Source organism: Cellvibrio sp. (assembly GCF_053579595.1).
Genome location: NZ_JBRFPI010000533.1, coordinates 1 through 2279, shown reverse-complemented (window position 1 = coordinate 2279; position 2279 = coordinate 1). Strand labels below are relative to the sequence as shown.

At 48.6% G+C, this 2279-nt stretch carries 3 protein-coding genes; 1 reads left to right on the top strand and 2 read right to left on the bottom strand.

Annotated elements, in window-relative coordinates; translation table 11 throughout:
• The coding region (locus ACWA6V_RS20800) for an AI-2E family transporter (RefSeq protein WP_449524276.1) at positions 1-749 on the bottom strand (749 nt) is incomplete at its 3' end.
• 157 nt (positions 750-906) lie between these two features.
• Here ACWA6V_RS20800 and ACWA6V_RS20795 point away from each other — a divergent pair.
• Positions 907-1830: a substrate-binding periplasmic protein gene (locus tag ACWA6V_RS20795; RefSeq protein ID WP_449524275.1), complete on the top strand. Its 924-nt coding sequence runs from the start codon at positions 907-909 to the stop codon at positions 1828-1830.
• On the opposite strand, the gene ACWA6V_RS20790 is transcribed toward ACWA6V_RS20795, so the two are convergent.
• Positions 1831-2279, bottom strand: a 449-nt coding sequence (locus tag ACWA6V_RS20790; RefSeq protein ID WP_449524274.1) for a Fic family protein, incomplete at its 5' end; no start/stop codon positions are given.

Sequence of the window (2279 nt, the reverse complement as noted above, 5' to 3'; positions counted from 1 at the left end):
ACGGCGGGAATCAGCGACAGCACCGCCATTACCACTCCCCAGAGCAGCGCACCGGGAATACCCAGCGCCCAAAAAATTAGGCCGCCCAGCGTTCCCTGGATTGCTGCGATCACCAGATTGCCCTTAATGGTGGCGCGAGTGACCTCGCCAAACTTGGCAAACAACATACGCTCGCGTGCATCGCCCAAGGGGAGGGCACGGATCAACAGCTCCAGCAAATAATTGCCATCGCGCAACAGGAAAAACGTCAGATACAACATCAGGCAGATATTAAGCAGCAGCTTAAACGTGTTTTGGCCGATATTCAGGGCGTTTTGTGCCAACCACTTGCCCGCGCTCATGCTCACATTTAGCGCGCCTTCTTTGACTTTGGCAAAGTCGATGCCGACGCGATCCAGCGCCTGCTGCACCGCCGGAAACGCAGTGCGCACCTGTTCGATATATTGTGTGGGGTCTACTTCACCTGATTCCAGTTTTTTGTAGTAAGCAGCCCCTTCTGCCACCACCGAACTGACCAGCATAGTGACTGGTAATACAACTATCAAAATACAGGCCGTTAACGTCAGCAGCGCGCTGGTATTGGTGCGCCCTTTGAATCGCCTAAGCAGGCGCGCTTGCATCGGGTAAAAAATTACCGTGATCGCACAGGCCCAAAAAATCGTCCCGAAAAAGGGTTTTAAAATCATCAAAAAACCGACCGAGACGATGAATAAAAACAGTAAAAATGTACGGGTTTCCAATTTTTGCATGGAAGTAATCCTTAACGAAGCGAGGTAATGGTATCGCGCCGACTATACGGGAGCGGGGGTTGAGTGTCATCCCTCGGCGTGTAATGCACTGTATTCGGCAGGATGACGGGTTTTCTTCTATCCTTCGTAAATGTGGATTTGGTTGGTAAACCTGTTTATGCCTATGCCGTTGTTTGATCATTGGTCGTCGCTATTGCGCACCAGACTACCGCTCTGGTGTTTAGCGCTGACCGCTATGCAGCTATGGGCGGCTCACGTCAGCGCGGAGCAAATCCGTATTCCGGTTAAGGTGCAGGCTACCGCATTTGAACAGCCGAGCGACTATTTCACGACCTTGTTGGTGATGGCACTTGAAGCCAGTAAAGCGGACAACGAAGAAATCGATATTATTTTTTCCCCGCGTGATTACTCGCAAGCGCGCTGGATCAATATGTTGCAGAACGACAAAAACAATTTTGTCATCTGGACCATGACCGATAAAGAGCGCGAGCAACAATTGCGCCCTATTCGTATCCCCTTATTTAAAGGTTTATTCAGTTATCGCGTATTGCTGATTCGCAAACAGGAACAGGCGCGTTTTGATCACGTGAAAGATGTAGGCGATTTGGCAAAACTGCTTGGCGGGCAGGGCACACACTGGCCGGATACCTTGATCCTGCAAGCCAATGGTTTGCGGTTAACTACCGCAGAGACAACGGAATCGCTCTACAGGATGATCAATGCCAAACGCTTTGATTATTTTCCGCGTGGCATTTCCGAGGCTTGGTTTGAATTGCTACAGCGTCAGGAAACCAATCTGGTCGTAGAAGAAAATCTGTTGCTCTACTATCCCACTGACATTTATTTTTTCGTCAATAAAAATAATGAAGCCTTGGCACAGCGTATAGAAAAAGGCATGGAGGCATTAATCGATAACGGCAAGTTCGACCAGTTTTTTTATAATCACCCGCGCGTAAGTTCGGGCTTGGAGCGATTAAAAAACCGGCGCATTGTCGAATTAAAAAATCCTTATTTGCCAGCGGAAACCCCGGTAAATAATCCACGCTATTGGATTGATTTATCGGCGTTGGGTACGGATTAGTTATTCGCTGATGAGGAAGCTGGCAATTTGGTAGCGTGTGCTACGCCCGCCACCGGGCAATTTTTGTAAACAACCTTTATCTAGCAAATCACTCAAGTGACGTGTTGCGGTGGCTTTACTTACCTTGGCCACTTTTTGATATTGCGCCGCGCTAATACCACCTTCAAAGCCGCGTTCGCCACCATCCAATAAACGATTGAGAACTTTACGCTGCTCGGCAGAAAAATTTTCTGTATGAAATTGCTGCCAGAAACGACGTTTTTGTAACGTGCGATCAATAGCCGCGAGAGCCATGTGCAGCGTGGTATTGAGCGTAAGTAAAAACCATTCGAGCCACTCTGTGATATTCAAATCACCCGTCTGCGACTTTTCCAAAATACGGTAGTAGTCGCTAGGGCTTGCCAAAATTGCCGCTGACATTGCGTACAAACGGATGGATTGCTCATCTG

Excerpts from the sequence above, each read along its gene's own strand:
- ACWA6V_RS20795 (WP_449524275.1), top strand. The coding sequence starts at position 907 with ATGCCTATGCCGTTGTTTGATCATTGGTCGTCGCTATTGCGCACCAGA.